Source organism: Enterococcus sp. 7F3_DIV0205 (genome assembly GCF_002141365.2).
GTDB lineage: Bacteria > Bacillota > Bacilli > Lactobacillales > Enterococcaceae > Enterococcus_L > Enterococcus_L palustris.
This window is the reverse complement of sequence record NZ_CP147244.1, coordinates 363,643-385,510: the sequence shown is the minus strand read 5'-3', so window position 1 is coordinate 385,510 and position 21,868 is coordinate 363,643. Positions and strand designations below refer to the sequence as shown.

The following is a 21,868-nucleotide window of genomic DNA, read 5'->3' as shown; positions in this document are numbered from 1 at the left end:
AAATAATGAACAACTGGCAATAAACAACCACTAATTCAATTTTACTGATTTTGTATTTTTTTTAAGGAACGGACTAATGGAAAAAGAGGTGTTGTCATCGGAGGAAACTACTTAACTCTACTAGAAACAAATAGACAATAGTATCCTCATGTTTTTAACAACAGGTTTCTTTTTGCATAAGTCCTTGATCATCTGACTACTGTCATCCATTTGTTTCCATCTCCTTTAGCGTTATATGTTTGATAATTTCAAGTGTTCCAATTCTTTTTTTAGTGTAAATTCTTTTTTTAAATTTTTTCAAAGTCACTTGTCCATCTGAATAGGCATACCCCACACTTTGATAGCCAAAATGATCATAAAAACCCCAAGCTTGCTTACGACCAGTTAAAACTACAGTTTGAAAAGCCATAAGTTCTGCAATTTTTTCAGCAAATTGAAGTAATTTTTTTCCAATGCCGAATCCTTGATAGTCTTCGTTGATGGCCACTTGTTTGATTTGTGCTATTGTTTGGCTCTTTTTTGAAAGAAGTAAGGTTCCTACAACAATCCCATCGATCATCGCTGCTACATGGGTATCCTTTTCTTCATTTAAAGGTAGATCCTTGATCCATTCTTTACCAGCACTTGTTTTTAGCAACTTGTTTCTTAAGTCTATTCCTGCCCAATATTCTTCACTGTTCCAATTTACGATTTTCACCATCACTGTTTTACCATGTTGATTCCTCCGTTCTTTTAATTGTTTAGTTGATTGATTTCAATAACTTCTGAAAACTGAGATAATTCTGAAGTGATCGCATTTACCGCAAGTGTCCCATTTCTTGTCGCTTCGATTTCCAAAAATAGTCGTACTTTTTTCCCTGCTAGATCTGTACATGAAAACTTAGTGAAGGTTAAACAATATTTATCTAACAACTGAATAATCTCTGTTCTAAGCATGACCTCACTAGTATTGCTTGCAATAACAGAAAGATAATGGATCGAATCTGTTTGTTCCTCTTCTTTTTGCACGGTATAGTCATCTATTTTGAAAGATAAATTTCTTAGCAAAATATTGACTAGCATTAGAGCAACTGCACAAATAACTCCTTCAATCACAAATCCAGCTCCAATCATGCTGCCAACAGCTGCTGAACACCATAAGGTTGCTGCTGTATTGATACCAGTCACACTAAATCCTTCTCTTAAAATCACTCCTCCAGCAAGAAATCCAATTCCACTGACTACTTGGGCTGCTATTCGAGTCGGACTACTATCGTCTTGGATCAAAGTAGACAGTGAAACAAATTGGCAAGCACCAAATGTGACTAAGGTCATCGTTCTCATCCCAGCTAATTTTTTTCGCCATTGCCTTTCTGCACCGATGATCATTCCTGCAAAAATACTTGCGATAATATTGATTAAAAATTCATAGGTTTGCCCCTTTCTTAGATTTGAGGTTAGGTGGGAACTTTTTTCGAGACGAAAACTACTTCTCTTTCGCCGTTCTCTAAGTACTGTTCATCATCTGCTCTGGACTTTAATTCTTTAAGTTCTAACTCTTAGACAGTGATGAGATCGAATCGAGGTGGGGTGATTCAGTATTAAGGTTACTTCTCTCTCTTCGTTCGCCAAGTACTGTTCATCATCTACTCTGTCCTTTGGCCAGTCGTAGTGATTCACAGCAAAAAACCTTCCGCCAAAACTCAGCGGAAGGTCATAAATAAGCGCACAAAAAAAAGCCTGCATGATCTAGTCGTTGAGTTTTGGCACTATACAACGTAAAAAGCAGAGCTTTTAGCTACCTTATGAAAAGCCTTGTAATCGACAATCCCTGTTCTACCCATTGGCATCTCTCGATGTTTTTGGGCAGTAGCCTGTGTTTGTATAGGAGCCTCACCTAACAAATCTATTTAGTTGTCTTACAGGTGACACTATACCATCGTTATAAAACAAATGTCAACATTTTTTTATTTATTTCAAAAAAATATTTCTAATTTAAGAATAAAAAACAAACTACCGACGTTACAAAAAGAACGTCGGTCAACTTATACTTATTACATTTTCTCAACTTTGATGACTGCATTTCCAGCTACTTGAGGTGGGATCGACATCGTCATTGCAGGTAATCCAACTAATGTAAATTGAATTTTATCTCCTTTTTTCAACTCATTGCTTGTGATTCCATCCGCGAATTGATCTTTTGATACATTCAGAATAACACCATCATTTTTCATCATACCAATAATTTTTTCAGGATCTTCGATTGCCTCAACTTCCTTTAAAACTAAACGGGTCGAGTGGTCTACAGTTTCATTTTCTTTTGCGTCCTCACCTAAAACTGCTGTAAATATTGATTTTGCTTGTTCATTGTCATTTGATGTTTCATCCGTAGCTTTATTTTGCTTACTACTCATAGCTGTTTCTTCACTTCCCTTTGGCGAATTTTGCTTATTTTTTGCACATGCACCTAAAGAAACCAACGTTAAAATTGTTAGTATTGTTAGTACTCTTTTCTTCATAAGGATCTCCTCCAATACTGATACTTTATTATAAGATATGCTACTACTTTCAGTCCATTACCACCCTCCCCTTAAAAAAAGAAAAAAAGCAGGGAGGAAACTCTAAGAGTCACATCCCTGCCTTATATCAGCGGGCGCAAAAGCACCTCAACCATTTCTACGATCATTACCTGACATCGTTATCTCTTGCGCTAAATAACGAATACGTTCCATGATTCGACGGGCCTTCAACGGCTCTTGTTCACCACGCTGCGTCACAGATAAATGTTTTTCTAGGTCTTTTAAATCAAGGTTTGAAGAAAAAAATGTCACTAATTGTTCTTGCATTCGATATTGTAAAATAACGCTCAGCACGTCATCTCGAATCCAAGAAGTCATTGATTCTGCACCAAGATCATCGATCATTAAAACCGGTGATTTTTTGACTGCATCCAATTTAGGACCGACCATATCTTTACCGATTGCCTGTTTCATTTCGACTGTAAAAGTTGGAAAATGAACAATTGTTGTAACAAAACCACGTTCGGCTAAGCTGTTAGCAATTGCACCTAGCAAAAAGGATTTACCAACCCCAAAGGTTCCTTGCAAATAAAGCCCTTTGTGAAATTCTTTTGGATTAGACGTATACTCGTTTAAAAATTTCATTGTTTCTGCCATCGCTTGAGCACGCCCTTGCGATGCTGTATCAAATCTACCTAAGCTTGCTTCTCGTACATCTTTTGGCATATCCATTGCACGAACTCTTTTACGAATCTCGTCTTCTTTTTGCTTAGCGATCAGCGCTTCTGTCGGCACGTAGGTGACATCAATATAATGGAAATTTAAGGTTAGTTTAGGTTCGTATCCAGGGGCGATCATTGTTGGGTCATTCAACTGATACTTGCGTTTTTCTTGAACAAATTCATATAATTTTGAATAACTCTTCCGGATATCATCATCTGTTAATCGGTCACGATTTTCCTGAATAAACGTTTGGACATCCGTATCTTTCAAGACAACCTCAACTAGCTCATTGTATCGCTCATTCATATCTCTGCTTTGAATGATTTTTGACATTTCTTTCCCTACATCTTCCATTAATTGCCACCTCCTTTACTCAAGAAATCTTGAATTTCTTTATCTAGCCTTGCTTGTTCCTCTTTTGATAATTTTTGTTCTTCTACTGGATTTTCTACCCAATCTGGTAACGTCTCTTGACGAATCGGCCGATTATTTTGACCATAACGTTGTCTTGTTTGTTTTTGTTCTTTGCCTTTTTTAGCGATTTCACGTACATGTTCAATGGCCTTTTCTGGTGAGAAAATACCACTTTGCGCCCATTCGTTGGCAATTCGATTCACGTAATCAGCTTTCAGTGTAGGCTGTTTTTGGATATTGTAGACGTAATTGATTAAAACATTGATCACACTGTTAGGCAAACCAGACTTACTCACTAAATATTTGACTAGCGAACGTTCTTGGGGCGTTGTGTACCCACCACGTTCGTTTTTTAAAGCTTCCAAATAATTTAGAGGGAAATTTTTTTCACTATCCATGATCATTTGAATATCTTGTGTCGAAAAACCGTTCATTTTTAATGAATTATAACGGTACGTTTGTTGATCTTCAGCAGATAAATCAACAGAATCATTTTTTTGAAACTCACTAGGTTTTTGTTTTTTATCTGGGTCATAAGTTCGATAGACTGCTCTTTCAAAGTCTTTGATATCAATCTTGCTTGTGTAATAGTCAAATGACTTAGAGCAAAAATCGATCATATCCAATTCAGTGATTCCAAATAGATTGTGAAAAACAAAGACTTCTTCTTTGAATCCATTACTATTATCCGGCAACTTAATTCCTAATTTTTCGATTCCTTGAAGAAAGTACGACCAGTCAAAACTTTCATTAACTGCACTTACTGTTTGTGCAGGGCGTGGATCGATAAAAGATTGCTCCATTCTGCTTAACTGTTCACTATGAGATAGAATTTGCTCCTCTTTGAAAACATAAGCATCTTTAAATCCAACTGAAACTTCCGCATAACTAGTTAAGTTTACAAATGTTGGTTGAAACCGTTCAAATAATTTGTCTAATTTTCTTTGTCCCACACTATTCAAGAGTGTCAACGACAGAACTTCATCTTTAAAAAAACGTTCAGCAGTTTCAGGGTGATTTAAACGATACATGAAATGCACACCTAACTCAGAATCGTTTTTTGCAAAAGTCGACAACAGTCCGATCCCTTCTAGCTTTTTTCGGGCTGTTTCGATTTGTTTTATACTCATATCCATCATCGTAATCAAATCAGCATGAAAAAGTGATTCACTAGTACCTTTCCCTTCCACTTCCGATAAAAGTGTCAAATATAAACTGAACGCTTCGGCACCAATAATCGGCTGATATAAAAGCGTCAATATCATTTGTTCTTGATTGGATAATGGATAAGGTACGGCTACTTGAAAAATACTTTTAGGATGGACTTCTTTCCAACTGTCTTTCAAGGAAAGACCTCCTTATTCATTGGTTGTATCTGAATTTGAAGATTTTGCTTTATCCACGATACCTTGCAGTTCTTTTAAGAAGACACTCATATCTTTAAATTGACGATATACACTAGCGAATCGAATATACGCAATTTCATCTAAATTGACTAAATCTTCCATAACATACTCACCAACTAAAGTAGTTGAAACTTCATTTTCACCCAAACTACGAACACGGTTTTCAACATTATCAACGATTTGTTCCATTTGTTCCATGGCCACTGGACGTTTTTCCGCAGACCGAATCAACCCACGTAAAATTTTCTCTCTATTAAATTCTTCCCGATCACCATTTTTCTTGATAACAAGTAGTGGAGCTGCTTCGATTCGCTCGAATGTTGTAAATCGGTAATTACAATTTTCGCATTCTCTACGACGACGAATTGCACGCCCATCATCTGCTTGACGGCTATCAATTACACGGGAATTATTATGATGACATCTTGGACAACGCATAGTATTCACCTCATTTTATCTTATGCTATCTATTTATAAAGTTTCGTTTTAATTTACTCTCCATATTATAACATGAAATGCTTCAGAAACCAGACATTAACTGTTACTTCTTAACCATTTTTTTTAGTTTATTCAGATTTCATTTAATAACAATTTTCTAGATTCAAAAAATAACTGAGTAAGATAACAGGCTAAATGTCTTGTCTTGCTCAATTACTCTCTTGTTAAAGTTCTGTTTTGTCTCTCATTCCGCACTCCATATTCTTCTGAGCCATATAGCTCCAAACTCGATTTAGAGATAATAGAACGATTGCCTATGAACTATAAAATAGAAAGTAAAGAAACACAATACATTTATCTCGATTTGCTAAATCGTTTCTGGGAATTGCAGGATATGACAAGGTATAAACCGACTCCATATTAATTGTTGATGTAGGCTATAAAATAAACTGAAAATAGTTCATTATAAAAATTAGCCAATATACATAGTTATGTTTGATTTAAACTCGATTAAATTTTTTCAATTAGTTAAATTAACCATTCTTTAATCGCGTCAATCCTAATCTATTCCTCATGATTTATCACACTTATCAGACCAACATATCCACCTAAATTAACGCTACTTCTTTTTTCTTTCTATTCTCCATTCCCTTTTTGTTTTTTACATTTCTGTTGTTCAAAAAAGAGAATACAGATTTCAAGATATCGATTATGTTTACCGACACAATATCGTTATTTTAAATTAGATTTTACAATCAGCTTCAAAGTAGGTTGAAATTTATCAAAAACAAAAAAGATGTATAATCAGCAGTTATACATCCTAAACTTTTTTCAATTCATCATAAAATTTAAATTTCTGAAAAAACAATTATGCATCTTTGTTATACTATAAGAAATTATTTTCTAATACCCAGTCCTTCACTATTTTTTCTGTTTCTTGAATGCTTTTTTGATTATCAAATATTATATCAGCTTTTTCTTTTTTCTTTTCAATTGACAATTGACTATTTACTCGTTGATTCGCTTCAGTTTCAGTTAAATTATCTCGTTTCATCAAACGAATCATCTGAGTTTTTTCAGGTACATAGACAACGGCTACTTTGTCAACAAACGCATCATACCCACCTTCGTATAATAAAGGTATATCCACAACAATCAGCGAAGTTTCATTTTTTTTGGCTGCAATCTGAGATAAAATAGCCTCTTTGAGAAATGGGGATAATAATTCATTTAATTGTGTTCTTTTTTTTTCATCTGAAAAAACAATGTCTCCAAGTTTTTTTCGATCTAATGATCCATCTGAGTATAATACCTCTGAACCAAAAGTAATTGCTATTTTTGTTAATGCCGGAGTTCCTATTTCAACAATTTCCCGAGCGATCACATCGGCATCTACCACAGGAAATCCTAATCCTTTAAATACGTTAACAACCGTACTTTTCCCAGTTGCGATTCCACCAGTCAAACCTAAGACCATTCCCATTGATCAATTCCTCGCTTTCAATGTCTGGCACTTCGGACAAAAATGGGTCCCTCGTTGAGCGACTTTTATTTTCTTAATTGGTGTTGCACATCTTGGACAAGGTTTTTCCGTCTGACCATAGACATTTAATGAGATTTGAAAAGTCCCAGCTTCCCCCAGTGCATTTAAATAACTGCGAATTGTTGTTCCGCCGGCTTCAACAGCACGTCCAAGAACATCAATGATTGCATGATATAGCCTTTCGACTTCTTTAGGTTTTAAAGTATCAGCTGGCTGTTCTGGATGAATTTTCGCTTCCCACAATGCTTCATCTACATAGATATTACCTAGTCCTGTCACTAAACGCTGATCTAATAACAGTGGTTTGATTGCTTTGTGGTGTCTTTTTAACCCAGTATGAAATTCTGATAGTTTAAACGATGCTGGTATCGGTTCAGGACCTAGCGCTAAAATCCCCTTGTATTTTTCTCCTTGATCTTTCGCCACTAACACCATCCGTCCAAATTTCCGAACGTCAAGATATCGTAATTCTGTTCCATCCGTAAAGGTGAAAATCACGTGAGTATGTTTAGTACGTTCTTCTTCCGGATCATGGGTTTCGTATTTTCCTTCCATTCTCAGATGGGATATCATATCGTAATTGGTTAATTTAAAAATCAAAAACTTCCCTCGACGTTCCATTTTTTCGATTTTTTGACCAATCAACTGCTGTGCAAAAATGTCTGTTTCTGGTGATTCAATGATTCTCGGCCACAAAATCGTGACTTCTTCAATCGTTTTCCCTACAACTAATTTTTCTAATCCTTTTCTGACTGTTTCAACTTCTGGTAATTCAGGCAACTTTCATCTCTCCTTAGAAGAAAAAGACCGAAACGAACAAATCAAAGATTTAAAAATCTTTTTTTGTTTGGTCAGTCTTTTTCAATTATTTTAATTAATTATTTTGCTTCATACCATGTCTTGCCCCAACTGCTGTCTGTTAACAGCGGTACATGCAGAGCCACAGCATTCTCCATCACATCTTTAACTAATGTATTTAGTTGTTCTAATTCAGATTCAGGCGCTTCAAAAACAAGTTCATCATGTACTTGTAACAACATCGTCGCCTGCATGTTTTCTTCTTTCAATCGCTGTTCCATATTGATCATTGCGATTTTCAAAATATCCGCAGCACTTCCTTGAATAGGTGTATTGATCGCCGTTCGCTCTGCAAACGACCGCAAATTGAAATTACGAGAGTTGATATCTGGTAAGTAACGGCGGCGATTATAAAGCGTTTCTACAAAGCCTTTGTCTTTTGCATCGCGTACGATATCTTCCATATATTTTTTAACTCCTGGGTATTTTTCAAAATAGGTATCAATATATTCTTGCGCTTGTTTTCTAGTAATCCCTAAATTTTGAGACAAACCATAATCACTGATACCATAGACGATCCCAAAGTTGACAGCTTTCGCCTGACGACGCATATTCGGCGTCACATCTTCTGGTTTTTCAATGCCAAATACACGCATTGCTGTACTAGAGTGAATATCTTGTCCTTCAATAAAGGCTTCCTTTAAATGCTGATCATCTGAAATATGTGCTAAAACACGTAGTTCAATTTGAGAATAATCGGATGAAAAAATCATCCAATCGTTTTCTCTAGGCACAAAGGCTTGACGAATTTTTCGACCCTCATCTAAACGAATAGGAATATTTTGTAGGTTAGGATCAACAGAACTTAAACGACCAGTTTGTGTCAATGTTTGAACATAGCGTGTATGAATTTTATCATCTGGCTGAATCACTTTTAGTAATCCTTCTACATATGTTGATTGGATCTTGGCAATTTGACGATAAATCAAAATGTCTTCAACAATCGGCGCCTGTTCTTTTAATTGCTCTAATACATCAACAGCTGTTGAATAGCCTGTCTTTGTCTTTTTTATTACAGGTAGGCCCATTTTTTCAAATAAAATCACCCCTAATTGTTTCGGTGAATTTAGATTGAATTCTTCGCCTGCTTCTGCATAAATTTTTTGTTCGATTTCACGAAGTCGATCTGAAAATTCGATACGCATTTCTTTCAATCGATTTGCATCTACACGAATTCCTGTAATTTCCATATCACCTAAGATTTTCGAAAGAGGCAATTCCATCTTATAGAATAAGTCAGCTTGATTTTTTTCAACTAATTCTGCATCTAGTTTTTCAGAAAGGAAATGAATAGCATTGACTTTTCGAGCGAGATGACTGAAAAATGCCTCATCATCTTCTGGTAAACCTTTCTTAGCCCCTTTTCCATAGACTGATTCATCAGAATGGATATCTGTATAACCATAGTGCTGCGCTACTCCTTCGATATCAGCACTATTGTCGTTTGTATCTAATAAGTATGCCGCTAATAATACATCGAATGTAATGCCCTGAGTTTTACCAACATAACGGTTAAGCGAGACATATGTGCGCTTTGCATCATATACTATTTTCTTAAATTTATCTGATAACAACCATTCAACAAATGGTTTGCTTTCAAACAGTTCAAGGCTATTTGTCGCATATACTTTGTTCTTCGTTCCCCATGCCACACCTACAATAGGAGAGGTATGATAATTATCTTCTAGCATCTCAACATATAATGCCATATCATCAGTAAACATTTCTTTAGTGAACGTATCTACTACATCAAAATGGACATCTTCAAGTTCAACCGTCTCTTCTTCGACATTTAACTTACTTAACATTTGCTTGAATTCCATTTCTTTATAAAAAGGAATTAATTTCTCTAAATCTTTGCCTTCGTATTTCAACTCATCAATATTGACTTCAACTGGAGAATCAACATTGATCGTTGCTAAACGTTTAGACATAAAAGCTTGTTCTTTGTCGTTGATTAGATTTTCTTTCATTTTGCTTTGCTTCAAGCTATCGATGTTTTCATAAACACCTTCGACTGAACCAAATTCTTTTAATAGCTTAATTGCGGTCTTCTCACCGATTTTGGTTACGCCAGGAATATTATCTGAAGTATCTCCAGCCAAACCTTTCATATCGATAATCTGATTTGGAGTTAAACCATCATATTTTTCAGCCACATGCTCTGGTGTGTAAGATTCTAGATCACTAACTCCTTTGATCGTGATGTCAACTTTTACTGAATCTGTTGCTAGTTGAGTCAAATCTCGATCTCCTGACAATACAACAACATCAAACTCGTCTTTTGGAACTTTAGTTGCAAGTGTACCAATGATATCGTCCGCCTCATAATTATCTAACTCATAATATTTCACACCTAAACCAGTCAACAACTCTCGAATGTAAGGCATTTGTTCTTTAAATTCTCCCGGTGTTTTTGAACGGCCTGCTTTATATTCAGGATAAAATTCAGTTCTAAAGGTTGTTTTGCCTGCATCAAATGCAACTAAAACATGGGTTGGGTTTTCCTTTGCCATAACGTTTTCAAACATATTGTTAAACGCGTAGACGGCATTAGTATGTAATCCATTTTTATTTTTAAAACGCTCTAGTGAATTGTGTAAAGCAAAAAAAGCGCGAAATGCCACACTATTTCCATCAACTAATAATAACTTATTTTTTGTCATCTTTTTTCTCCTCATCTTCAGCAAACTGGTTTCCTTCTTATTCTAACAAAAATCTGCCAACTTTGCAGTAGGAAGGAACTAAAGTTCGTAAAGCTTAATTGAAAACACAAGAAAACCCGCTCTGCACACTCAGAGCGGGTCAATTAGGAGTTCACACAAATGAAATTAGTTCCTAGTAGCTATTGTCTTTCTTCTATGTCCTTATAGTACAAGGAATTTGTGAATATTATATGAACGAAAAATTTCCAAAGTGTAACTTTTTTAGGTACTCTCGTCCTATTCGTTATTCTAAAATAAGCAATTTTTCAAAAACTTCTTTTTCTGATAAAACAATGAATGCCGATTTTTAAAGTTTGGCTTATAGAAGTTATTCATTTGTTTTATCAAATTAAAATAAGATATTTGATTTGAATGTCATTTCAAGCTTTCCTAGAACAATCTCAAAAATTCAAGTTCAATATATTACCTATCTTTAGGGAAGATAAACCGTTCTCAACTATTTTTTATTTAATGCTGTCTTTTTTACGATCAAACCAAATGACGACTGCAAGAACGATCATAAACACTCCATACCAAAAAACAATTTGCATAACTTTTTCACCAGTACTTGGCAAAGTTGATCTTGGATTGGGTAAAGGTGTAATACTAGTCGTGATTGGTTTAAATCGAACGGTTTGTTGCTCATTTTTCAGATCCAGATGTTTAGCTATGATTTCATTCTTTGTTTCTAAAATTTCAGTAAAAACAATCCCATCATTAGCGAACTGTTGTCCATCAACTTTAAATTCAAATTGAATAGTTGCTTCTGTTTTTTCAGCGATGAACGTCTTCTCGTCGTTAATACCAGTAATGATCGAACCATCAGATAGACGATGTGCTTTCACTTTTACTGTGTATTGATTGCCGATGACTAAGTCAGTAATTTTTGCGGATTCTTTGACAGCTACTTCTCCGACTGTTTCTAAGATTTTTTCGCCGCTTTTACCTTGAGCTATTGTTGAGATGGCAGGATCAGTAAAACGAACAGTTTGATCTTTATTTTTAAGATCCTCATGAGTCGCAATCACTTCACCATCATGACTTAATGTTTCAGTAAAAACAATACCGTCGCCACGCAATAGTTTTCCTTCCAAAGCAAAATCAAATTCAATCATTTGTTCTTTTTTCTTTGCAGTAAATGTTATTTCTTTACGCACTTTTTCATAAATTTTTTCAGTGGACAACTGATAACCTTGCACCACAACAGTGTATTCATTTCCGATGATCAAATCCGTGATTTGAGCTGTTTCTTTCACTGAAATTTTTTGAAGTGGATCGAATAGTTGTTTTTCTTCATCACCAAACGCTTTGGTTTTGATTGTCGGCTTGGTAAATGTGATGGTTTGCTCTTGATTAGACAAATCTTTGTGCTCAGCAATTGTTTCATCCTTGAACGTTAATATCTCAGTAAAGACAATACTGTCACCCGCTAAGTCCTTTCCATCCAAAATAAAATCAAACGATTGTTCCATTTCCGTTTCAGTTGCTGTAAATACCAGTTCCTCTTTTACTTTTTCATAAGGCTCACCTGTAGACAAACGATAGCCTTGAACCGTTACTTTATATTCGTCTCCGATAATTAAATCAGTCAAAACAGCTGTTTCTTTTACAGGTACTTTGGCATGAGGGTCAAACAATTGCAGTCCATCTTTGCCGCTAGCTTTGGTTTTGATTGTTGGATCAGTGAATTTGACAGTTTGTTCTTCATTTGTTAAATCAACGTGGGTTGCCAATTCTTCGCTTTCATAGAAAAGTTTTTCTGTAAAAACGATCCCATTTCCTTGCAGTTCTTTTCCATCTAACTCAAATTCAAACGTCATTTCCATAGTTGGTTGATTAGCAATAAATGTTTTGGTTAAAGAAGCATTTTCGTATGGTGTTTCATCACTTAATTTATGTCCTTGAACGGTCGTTGTATATTTGTGACCCGCCACTAAATCAGTGAATGTTACTGTTTCTTTTACCGGTACTTTTTTTAATGGATTGAATCGTTGACGACCATCGTCACCTTGCGCTTTGGTTTTGATTTTCGGATCATTTATTTTGATGGTTTGTCCTAGATCATTGATATCTTCATGTTTAGCAACTTCTTTTTTACTGACTGTATCATAGATATTTTCATAAAACACAAGATTTCTGCCGCGGTACTTATGTCCATCGATTTTCACTTTGACCACATGGTTTCCTTCGTAAGCTAAAGGGGTAAAGGAACCTGTGAATGTTTCCAGAACCTCCGCTGTTTCTTGATCGACAATTCTTGTGGCATAAAGATACGTTCTCCCCGCAAAAAGCCATTTGTATTGAATCGTATCTTCTAATTCGACTTCTTTTGTCGGATCAAGGAATTTCTCACCATTTTTACCTGTTGCTGTTGTATTGATAAGTGGAGGTGTTGGCTCATTATCAACATTTACTATTAATAATTCACCATCCTTTTCCGGTGTTACTTTGAACCCATACTCATTTTCGTTTGGTAAAAAACCATGTAATGGTTCTAGTTCTTTGAAAATATAGCCGTCTCGATTATAAATTAAATTTTCAACGTTTATTTCTCCATTAGCATCCGTTTTATACTCGCCAATTTTTGTTTTAGTCACTCCTGTAACCTTATATAAGGCAAAGGGCACTCCTTTCAATGGTCTATTGGTATCTTTTTCTCGTTTAATCAGTTTGATTGGCTGACGTGCCCAACGATTGGTAAATTGTTTTGTGATCAATTGATTGACTTCTACTATTGCTTTTTGAGGAGTCTTGTCAATGACTCTTCCATCTGGTGCTTTGATTTCAGAAATTGTTACCTCTGTCCCCATTAAAATATTATCTATCCGAGCAATTCCATCTTGATCAGTGGCACGCTCTTCAACAATCCCTGAATACTCAAACTTAAAGATAGCATCTGTTAATGGATGTCCTTCTTCATCTAATTTACGAGCGGCTATAGACCCAGTCTTGATAACATTTAAATTTATTTTAGCATTGGTGCTTTCTACTTCACCAGCTGTTACCATCGTTTGTTTTCCTTCCATTACCCAGAAATACTGAGCTCCAGAATTAGGAGAATCTCTTTGAAAGTTGATTTCCCCATTGTTTGACACTGCTGAAGGAGTAATTCTCAATGTATTCCCTTCTTTACTAATGCTGGCATTCGTTCCATTATTGACTTCATGGTAATGAGTAAAGACACCTATACTATCATTTAGTTCCAGTGTTTCACCAGCAATAACCGTAAATTCTTGATCAGCAAAGGATGGCTTTGTACGGTAATTATCCGCAATCGCATCAATTTGAGCTTTGTAAGTTCCATAATTAGATAAATCACTTTGTACCGTAAATCCTAATGACTCCCACACATAGAATTGTGTCGCTATATAAAATTCGTCTGATTCAGTTCCGTTGGAACCAAAGTTTACAATATTATTTACTATTTTTTTCTGAGTTTCAGAAATCAAACCAATAGATGTATGTGGAACATACCCTTCTCCTTCATTAAAAGGAACCCCAGGTTCTACACAATACGCAATCTTTCCATCGATTCTAAATTTTTCTATTTTCGAAGCTTGGATAAGCCATTTTTCGCCTAATTTAATAGAATAGTTCATTGGTATTAAATCCATCGATCCAAAACCATACGTTTGATGAAATGGCACATTGATCACTTCACCTTTATCATTTGTGACATGTATTTCAACAGTCGGATTTGATTTAACGTAACTACCGTACATATATTGTGCCAATGAGATAATTTCTTCATCGCTCAATCCATATACATCATATGGATTTTCTCTTTCAGCTAACTCTTTAGCAGAACGTTTGGCCATAGAGTCTTGTGTCATTTCTTTACCAATCTCTGTATTATTTATATCAGGCTCAACAGAAAATTTGGTAGTTCGATCCAACATCTCAGAACTTTCTTCTTTAAGATTTTCTATTCGTTCATTTTCCTCACTTTCTGCTGTTCCAGAATTTTTCTCCTTCTCTAGCCTTATATTTTCAGTCGTTTCATTTTCTGCATAGGCAACAATTGGTTGTAATACTGGTAAAAAATTAGATGTTAAGGTAAATAAAAGAACTAGGTATGTCATTATTTTCTTTAGTTTTAATTTCATCATTTTCCCCTCACTAGATCATTTTTTTTGATGCTTCACTATTTTTTATATACAGGTGGTGATCGGATAATCATGACGTTTCCTCCTTTTTTGCACAAAAAAAGACGACATTATTGTCGTCTTGCTCGAGTTCTATTCAATTATTTTCTGTTGGTTAGTGAAATTCATTCCTATTTTTAGTCATTTAAACTTTTCCAGCACAAATATAGTATTTCCATAAAACTCGTGTCCTGTCGTGAAGTTTATAGCAATCGTAACTTCAAACTCTATGAGAGTAGAATACTTAAAAAGTCTCTCAATGATACAGCAATACCTTTTTCGGTTCTAATCTTTCGCCCTAAGCTGCACTGATAACGAAAGCGGTGGACTCACCGGATATTTAATTTTTCTTATTGATTTAATCGATATATTTTCCCGTGTATTTTTAATTTTTGATTGTAAGCTAAGCGTTGTGATATTTCCTTATACGCATCCCCTTTACCAGTAAACAGTAGCGCCCCACCTCTACCCGTACGCCTACCAATCATTGTTTGTTTATGATCAAAAACAAACTGAATCTCTGAATAAACATCTTGTAATTCAATTGAATCAAGTACCTTATATTGCTTTCCAAACTTTCCCTCTTCAAAATACATCACACGTCTTTCGATTTTTTGGGTGCCAGCTACTATATGCCAATTTTCTGATCGGTTAAATAATTTAACATATTTAGCATATAACGAAATATCGTCCTTCAACATTTTTACAGTATCTCTTCTTGCCATATATTACTCTCCAGATTCAAGTATTTTAAAATTTAAAAAGAAGAAGCTAACCAAAAAAGCTAGGGCACGCCACTATTTTAAGTGTAACGCGCCCTAGCCTAAATAAACACACAAACAAAAAACGAGTACATACAAAACGAAAGTTAATTCTTACTATCGATAGAAAAAAATAAAGAACTAACTATATTTTGTTCTGTCAAAAAAGTAAAAACTTTGCTATACTCTAGAATGTGGCTTGCATTAGTAAGCTACAGGGGTGCATTCCACATAAAACAGAAACAGCTGTCTTATCGTGGACTAGTATTATGCTGACCTGGGCCTGAGAAACCCGGAGAGTGGTACTAGTGCATCTCTATTTTTTTATATTAGCTTCTTCTTCTTAAACTTCAATACTCCTTAAAATTACCATGCTTTTAAAAATAAAACAACTACTTTTTCATTTTTTGTTCGGTAATTACGGATATTAAACTGAATTTCAAATACAAAAAATTCCTAATTTGCCACATCCATCACTATGTTTTCATTGTGCTTCTTACCTTTTAATTATAGTTTCACCAGCTTGAGATTACTACCAATTGACAAGAAAAGAGCTTTTTTCAGATAATCAAAGAGAATTAAATGGAAATTTCTGTCATTTTGAGCAATTAATGAACATCTAGGATTAAATTTTTCTAATGTTCATTCGTAATCTGTTCTTGAAATATACATAAAGGAGAAAAACACGATGCAAGTATTAACTGATGGAGAAGTTTTAAGAAAACTACGAAAACTTAGGGGATTAAGCCAAAAAGAATGTTGCCATGGAATAGTTTCCAGACATACCTACTCTAGGATTGAGCGAAATCAAACCAACTTACAATTTCAGATTTTTACAGAACTACTTGAACGACTCAATACTAGCTATGCTGATTTTTTATTTTTAAAAAAAGAAAAAGAGAGGCTAAATATTTACAGACAAAAACTTTCATCCTTGAATAAAAAAAATATTCAGGAGAATGATCCCTTGGAACTCTATGCTTATTTCGAAAAAAATAAAAATAAGAGTATTCAAAATTTTCATTATTATTTGCTATGCAAAAAAAAGATGGAAAAATTAGATTTTGACCAAATCGAAAAAATTAACATGACTGATTTAAATCAACTAACGATGTACATAAACAACTTAACATTCTTTTCTATTCTTGATTTAAACTTAATTTCAGATATGAGTGACTATTTAACGTACGATACAATAAAGAAAGGAAGCTTAAAAGCTATTAAAAAGCTCACTTACAATAATCTCACGTTAGCTTATCAGCAAGCTGTGCATCAATTCTTTTATTCGATAACTTCTGTTGCTTTAAAAAATGAAGATTACACTTTTACAAAGTACTTATTAAAGCAAACAAACAACTTTTTAAGTTTTTTTCCAGATCATTATTTTTTGCTATTCTCCCATGTTAATAGACATACTCTAAATTATAAATTGAGCCAAAATAATTATTACCTATCCAAATTATTTATTCTTAAAGATTGTATGAAAGAACTTAAAGATGAGCAATCAGTTAAACAAATTGAAAACCAGATAAAGTTGTTGCTCCAACACTCATCATCACACCCAACACCAACTACAATATTGCACTAGTTATTATAAAAAGAATTCGGAACAAAACTCAAAATAAGCTTCGTTCCGAATTCTAACTTAATAGTGATTATTCAGTTTATTATTGTAATTTATGGTAATATATTGCCCGCAGCACGATAAATTTCATACCACTCTTCTCTACTCAAAACAATATCTGAAGCTTTAGCAATCTCTTTAATCCGCTCTTTATTCATACTCCCAGCTATTACTTGCATTTTTGCAGGATGTCTTAAGATCCATGCCGTTGCTAGACCAGTTGCAGTACAATCATGATGTTCAGCAATTTTGTCTAAAGTATTGTTTAACTCTGAAAATTGTTCATTGCCAATAAAAACGCCCTCAAAGAAACCATATTGATAAGGCGACCAGGCCTGAATCGTCATGTCATTCAAACGAGAATAGTCCAAAATACTGCCATCTCTCTCAATGCTTGCATCATCTGTCATATTTACATGGATACCTTGATCAATCATACCAGTATGTTTGATGCCAAATTGTAATTGATTGGCTAATAATGGTTGTTTTACAGTCTTTTTCAGTAGTTCGATTTGCATTGGTTTTTGATTACTTACACCAAAATGTTTTACTTTCCCTTGCGCTTGTAACTGATCGAAAGCTGCCGCTACTTCTTCTGGCTCCACAAGAGTATCTGGTCGATGAAGTAACAATGCATCAACATAATCCACACCTAATCGTTTCAAGCTACCTTCAACTGAAGAAACAATATGTTCTTTTGAAAAATCGAACATCCCTTTACGAATACCACATTTTGTTTGAATAATAATATCTTCTCTTTTAATCGCTGTCTCTTTTAAAGCTTTGCCAAAAATCGTTTCGCATTCACCACCGCCATAAATATCTGCATGATCAAAAAAATCTATACCATGCTCATATGCAGTTTCGATAATTTCTGCTGGATTTTTTGCACCATTCATTCTCATACATCCCAAAATAACAGGTGATACTTGTATATCGCTTGTGCCAAATTGAATCTTTTTCACTAGAAAACCTCCTAAAATTGTATTCACAATCTCATTTTAACACATTTGGTTGAAAGGGCTTCATTTTCTAACTTCTTTTAATAATTTTTCAATTTTAAAAAATATTTCTTCAGAAAAATCGTGTTCTATAAGCAGGATTGGCTGTGCGTATTTTTTGCTTAATGCTTGATAGACAACAGTGGTTAAAATAATATCAGTATATAAAATTGATTTAGACGTTCTAGCAAAGATAACCATTAGATTGAACTTACTACTAAAAAAATCAGTGATCCTTTTCCCTAACTCAATTTCTTTTTCAAGCGATAAATCAGTCATTAGGCAGATAAATATTCTTTTTTCATTATATACAGGTGAAATAAGTGAACTTAAAATCATAAAATAACGATAACTTAATGCATCTTTTGGTATTTTTTTGTAAATCGAGCATTCCTCAACTAATTCACATAGCCCTTCTTCTAGTTTACGCATAAAACTAGGATAGTTCTCTTTTAAAAGAGCTCTGGATTGAATTTTTTCAAATAAAAAACCTGAAATCAGTTCATAATATAAATGAAAGCCTAAAAATGCCACCACACTTGCTTTCGAATGATTAAAATTCTTATCCCAAAATATTTGTTTGAATTTATTTGTAGCAACTAATGTATTTGAATGACATGTGGTCTTTTTAAAAAAATGCTCTTCAATAATATACGCTTGCATGCTCGAACTAAAGTATGGTAAAAAATGTGCTTGAATAATTAAGTAGAGATAGGATAACTCTTCAAAATCTAAATTTGTAACGGTTCTAACTCTTCCCATTGTTTTTATAAATTTAAAAAAAATGGAACTATGATTGAGATACTGCTTCCATTCTTTTTTTATACAGATCTTTTTTCCCTTTTTGAAACGCCATGTCGCAATTTGAACAATTCGGAAAAGAGATTCTTTTTGAAGTTCATTAATTTGCATTTGAAAAAATTGGACCAATTGATTAGATAATTGTTGGCTGTCTCCTTTTTCTAACGGCAAAAATTTATTTTCAGTGCCTTGATAAACAAACCAGTAAAAATGTAAAATCAGTGCTCTAACCTGCTCTTCTTCCCCTATAAACTCATATGTTCCTCGCTTCAAATGAATCTCAAATTTTTTCAACCATTCATTGATCTTTTTCACTCGTCTTCTCAAACTCGACTCACTGATCATCATTTTTTCAGCTAACTTCTTCGTCTGAATATTCTCTTCTTCTATAATAGCTTTCAAAAAAATAATTTCGGGTATATCACTTAAATACTGCACTAAAAAAGTTTCTAAATATAAATCATTCTCTCTTTTTATATAGAAAAATTTTTTTGAATGACTACAAATAGCTAAATGCTGATCTAATTGATAACGCTGAAATAACCTCTTCATTTTTTTTATTGATCTTACTATTGTTCTTACGTTAAGCCCTAATTCGCTAGAGATGTTCTCCAATGATCTGCTCTTTTCAGAAGACTTAAGTAGATCAAAAAGTCCTAGTAATTTTCTCGATTCAAAATCAAGTATTTCTTTATATTCCATACTATACCGCTTCCCCCTCAAAAATGAACACTCATTATAGCAACTAGAAACAAAAAAAAGTAATGAACATGCATAAAAAATATACGCATTATTCATTACTTTTCATTTTTTATTCGTGGATTCTTAAGGTCATAGCGTTTATGGCTACAATCACTGTACTCATGGACATCAAAATTGCACCTACTGCTGGGCTCAATATAATCCCCCAAGGAGCTAGAATACCTGCTGCAAGTGGTATTGCAATAATATTGTACCCTGCACCCCACCATAGATTTTGAATCATTTTAAGTCGTGTCTGTTTAGCTAAATCTAAAAAACGAAGTATATCTTCAGGATTACTATCCGCCAAAACAACATCAGCTGAATCAATGGCAACATCTGTTCCTGCTCCTATCGCAATACCAATTGTTGCTCGAACTAAGCTTGGAGCATCGTTGATACCATCACCAACCATCATCGTTTTTTGACATTTCTTTACATAAGTTTGAATTATTTGTTCTTTATCTTCTGGTAATAATTCTCCATAAAACGCATCAATACCTAAATACTGTGCAACAGATTTTGCAGCTTCTTTATTATCACCTGTCAGCATTACAGGTACGATACTTTGTTTTTTTAAATCTGTTATAAATTGTTTTGCCTCTGGTTTCACTACATCACCTAATGCAATCATAGCAACTATTTGGTCATTAATAAGTAAATAGCTTAAAGTATTTCCTTGCTCCTGATACTTCTGTTTCAACGCATGGTCAAAAGAAATATTTAAACGTTCCACTTCTTTTTCATTAACTATTTTAACAGATTGCCCATTAACGTTTCCATTAAGGCCTATGCCAGAAATAGTATGAAGATTTTCTACTTTGTAAGGTGATATTTTTTCCTCTTTCAAATAGTTCATGATACCAATTGCTAAGGGATGATTCGCATTATTTTCTAAAGCACCTATCACTTTTAACGCTTCTTTTGCTGTGATTTCGTGAGTAAACATTTCAAGTCCTGTTACAGTAAATTTCCCTTCAGTTAATGTTCCTGTCTTATCTAACATGATAACTTGGATGTCATTTGCTTGTTCTAATGCATTTCGATTTTTTATTAATAACCCATGTTTTGCTGCAATTGATGTAGAACGTGCGATAACTAAAGGAATAGCTAAACCTAAAGCATGCGGACAAGCAATCACAAAGACTGTGACCATTCGTTCAAAGGCAAGGCTCAAATCTTGATCCACAATCCACCAAACAACAAAAGCCAAAATCCCTGCAGCTAGCGCTATATAAAATAGCCATTTGGCTACTCGATCAGAAAGAGATTCTAGTTTTGATTTTTCCATCTGTGCCTTTTTAACCATATTCATAACTTTGGAAAGATAACCTGATTCACCGATACCAGTTACACTTATTTCAATCGTTCCACTACCATTAACAGAACCTCCGATAACAGTATCCTTCTCTCTCTTTACAACAGCCTTTGACTCACCAGTGACCATCGACTCATCTATCGAGGTATTCCCTTTAATGATTATACCGTCAGCTGGTATTTTGTCTCCTGTTCGAATAACTAAGTGATCATTTTCCTGTACTTGTTCTAATGGGACTTCTTCTTCTTGGCCTTCTTTATTAACTCTTATAACTTTATCAGGTAAAAGTTCAGCCATCTTCTGCAAAGCGTCACTGGCATTAGAAATAGCACTCATTTCAACCCAGTGTCCTAACAGCATAATAACAATCAGTGTTGCGAGTTCCCAGAAAAAATCCATCACATGCCCCTGCGGCATCAGTTTATTCATAATAAATGCATAAATACTATAAAAATAAGAAACAGAAATCCCCATCGCGATCAGGGTCATCATCGCCGGATTTTTTTGGCTAAGTTCCATTTTTGCTCCACTTAAGAAAGGTTGGCCACCATAAAAAAACAAAACAGATGCAAGTATCAAGACCAACCAATCTGAACCTTTAAACGTAAACTGAAAAGGTAAATCAATGCCCATCATTGGTGAAAGAACAATAATTGGTAGCGCAAGTATAAGAGACAGCCAAAATTTTTTCTTAAAATTCTCCATATGCATAGAATGATCCATATTATTCATTTGATCATGACCATTCATTGAGTGATGCTCCATTGTTCCCATCGTATGATTTTTTTGAGTACCATGCTTACTTTCATTGCTGTTCATTAAAATTCCTTCTTTCTTTGTATACGTTTTATTTCTATAATATCCGTACTCTAGAACAACCTTTGAAGAAGAA

15 protein-coding genes and 1 riboswitch are annotated in these 21,868 nt (G+C 34.4%); of the genes, 1 reads left to right on the top strand and 14 read right to left on the bottom strand.

The features are described from left to right. Nucleotides 1-202: 202 nt before the first annotated feature. The 11 genes from A5821_RS01765 to A5821_RS01715 form a co-directional block, all read right to left on the bottom strand. Nucleotides 203-700 carry a GNAT family N-acetyltransferase gene (locus tag A5821_RS01765; RefSeq protein WP_086312802.1) on the bottom strand — a complete coding sequence of 166 codons (498 nt, stop codon included), beginning with the start codon at nucleotides 698-700 and terminating at the stop codon, nucleotides 203-205. A gap of 32 nt (nucleotides 701-732) precedes the next feature. After that, on the bottom strand, nucleotides 733-1,368 hold the full coding sequence (locus tag A5821_RS01760) for an MgtC/SapB family protein (protein ID WP_249921814.1): 636 nt from the start codon (nucleotides 1,366-1,368) through the stop codon (nucleotides 733-735). A gap of 352 nt (nucleotides 1,369-1,720) precedes the next feature. Further along, nucleotides 1,721-1,891, bottom strand: a riboswitch (M-box (ykoK) riboswitch). 142 nt (nucleotides 1,892-2,033) lie between these two features. Next, nucleotides 2,034-2,498 (bottom strand): hypothetical protein, encoded by a 465-nt coding sequence (locus A5821_RS01755; RefSeq protein WP_086312800.1) that lies wholly within the window; start codon nucleotides 2,496-2,498, stop codon nucleotides 2,034-2,036. A gap of 147 nt (nucleotides 2,499-2,645) precedes the next feature. Then, nucleotides 2,646-3,575: a primosomal protein DnaI gene (gene dnaI, locus A5821_RS01750; RefSeq protein ID WP_086312799.1), complete on the bottom strand. Its 930-nt coding sequence runs from the start codon at nucleotides 3,573-3,575 to the stop codon at nucleotides 2,646-2,648. Next, nucleotides 3,575-4,981 (bottom strand): replication initiation and membrane attachment family protein, encoded by a 1,407-nt coding sequence (locus A5821_RS01745; protein ID WP_086312798.1) that lies wholly within the window; start codon nucleotides 4,979-4,981, stop codon nucleotides 3,575-3,577. Before A5821_RS01745 ends, dnaI begins: the two co-directional genes overlap by 1 nt. Before the next feature lie 12 nt (nucleotides 4,982-4,993). Then, nucleotides 4,994-5,479: a transcriptional regulator NrdR gene (gene nrdR, locus A5821_RS01740; protein WP_025868683.1), complete on the bottom strand. Its 486-nt coding sequence runs from the start codon at nucleotides 5,477-5,479 to the stop codon at nucleotides 4,994-4,996. 886 nt (nucleotides 5,480-6,365) lie between these two features. Continuing rightward, on the bottom strand, nucleotides 6,366-6,962 hold the full coding sequence (coaE, locus tag A5821_RS01735) for a dephospho-CoA kinase (protein ID WP_086312797.1): 597 nt from the start codon (nucleotides 6,960-6,962) through the stop codon (nucleotides 6,366-6,368). 3 nt (nucleotides 6,963-6,965) lie between these two features. After that, on the bottom strand, nucleotides 6,966-7,802 hold the full coding sequence (mutM, locus tag A5821_RS01730; protein ID WP_086312796.1) for a DNA-formamidopyrimidine glycosylase: 837 nt from the start codon (nucleotides 7,800-7,802) through the stop codon (nucleotides 6,966-6,968). Between the two features lie 98 nt (nucleotides 7,803-7,900). After that, the gene (gene polA / locus A5821_RS01725) at nucleotides 7,901-10,546 is read right to left on the bottom strand and encodes a DNA polymerase I (protein WP_086312795.1); all 2,646 of its coding nucleotides are present in this window, start codon (nucleotides 10,544-10,546) and stop codon (nucleotides 7,901-7,903) included. A gap of 503 nt (nucleotides 10,547-11,049) precedes the next feature. After that, on the bottom strand, nucleotides 11,050-14,691 hold the full coding sequence (locus A5821_RS01720; protein ID WP_086312794.1) for a VaFE repeat-containing surface-anchored protein: 3,642 nt from the start codon (nucleotides 14,689-14,691) through the stop codon (nucleotides 11,050-11,052). Nucleotides 14,692-15,080: 389 nt separating this feature from the next. Further along, a complete protein-coding gene (locus A5821_RS01715; RefSeq protein WP_086312793.1) occupies nucleotides 15,081-15,455 on the bottom strand; it encodes a hypothetical protein in 375 nt (124 codons plus the stop codon). Nucleotides 15,456-16,179: 724 nt separating this feature from the next. On the opposite strand from A5821_RS01715, the gene A5821_RS01710 reads away from it, so the two are divergent. After that, a complete protein-coding gene (locus A5821_RS01710; RefSeq protein ID WP_086312792.1) occupies nucleotides 16,180-17,079 on the top strand; it encodes a helix-turn-helix domain-containing protein in 900 nt (299 codons plus the stop codon). Nucleotides 17,080-17,168: 89 nt separating this feature from the next. On the opposite strand, the gene A5821_RS01705 is transcribed toward A5821_RS01710, so the two are convergent. From A5821_RS01705 to A5821_RS01695, 3 genes are all read right to left on the bottom strand, one after another. Beyond that, nucleotides 17,169-18,080: an aldo/keto reductase gene (locus A5821_RS01705; protein WP_086312791.1), complete on the bottom strand. Its 912-nt coding sequence runs from the start codon at nucleotides 18,078-18,080 to the stop codon at nucleotides 17,169-17,171. Nucleotides 18,081-18,140: 60 nt separating this feature from the next. After that, nucleotides 18,141-19,619 carry a helix-turn-helix domain-containing protein gene (locus A5821_RS01700; protein WP_086312790.1) on the bottom strand — a complete coding sequence of 493 codons (1,479 nt, stop codon included), beginning with the start codon at nucleotides 19,617-19,619 and terminating at the stop codon, nucleotides 18,141-18,143. A gap of 109 nt (nucleotides 19,620-19,728) precedes the next feature. Then, nucleotides 19,729-21,795, bottom strand: a complete 2,067-nt coding sequence (locus A5821_RS01695; RefSeq protein WP_086312789.1) for a heavy metal translocating P-type ATPase — start codon at nucleotides 21,793-21,795, stop codon at nucleotides 19,729-19,731. Nucleotides 21,796-21,868 lie beyond the last annotated feature (73 nt).